This window comes from Vibrio sp. 03_296 (assembly GCF_002265885.1).
In genome coordinates this window covers 1-810 of record NZ_NPKW01001041.1, presented here as the reverse complement: position 1 = coordinate 810, position 810 = coordinate 1, and the positions used below count along the sequence as shown (strand labels likewise).

The 810-nt window shown below is 52.3% G+C and carries 1 pseudogene; it reads left to right on the top strand.

Features of this window, described 5'->3' with window-relative positions:
* A pseudogene (locus tag CIK04_RS29710) lies at positions 1 to 810 on the top strand (proline dehydrogenase family protein); the annotation flags it as partial.

Genomic DNA, 810 nt, shown 5'->3' with positions numbered 1-810 from the left:
CCGTCGAGCTAGACGTTGCGATCACCATCGATGCGGAAGAAGCCGACCGTCTAGAGCTCTCTCTCAAACTGTTTGAAAACTCTACCGCAGTGAAACGGTAAAAGGTTGGGCAAGTTTGGTCTGGTGGTGCAAGCGTATTCCAAACGTGCTCTGCCGGTGTTGGTGTGGCTCAACGCACTTGCTAAAGAGCAAGGGGATTGATCCCACTGCGTTTGGTGAAAGGCGCGTATTGGGACAGCGAAGTGAAGTGGTCTCAGCAGCGCGGTTACGATAACTACCCTGTTTACACTCGCAAAGAAGCCACTGATGTGGCGTACTTAGCGTGTGCTCGCTTCCTGTTAAGCGATGAAGTGCGCGGCAACATCTTCCCGCAATTTGCTAGCCATAACGCACAAACCGTTTCCTCGATTGCCACCATGGCGACTCACAGTGACTACGAGTTCCAACGTTTGCATGGCATGGGTGATTCACTTTATAACCATGTGATGGAGCAGTATCGTCAGCCAGTGCGCATTTACGCGCCTGTGGGCAGCCACAAAGATTTGCTGCCATACCTTGTACGTCGTCTGCTGGAAAACGGTGCCAACAGCTCGTTTGTCCACCGTTTGGTCGATGCGCGCTGCCCAGTGGCAGAGCTCACCAAACACCCAGTAGAAGCGCTGACCTCATTTGAACCTGAACATACCAAGATCCCATTGCCAGCGGCGATTTTCCCTGAGCGTAAAAACTCCTATGGCGTTAACGTGGATATCGAAAGCGAAGCGTAAGCCGTTTGAAGCGTCAGGTCGAGTCCTTCTTGAGCAAACAGTG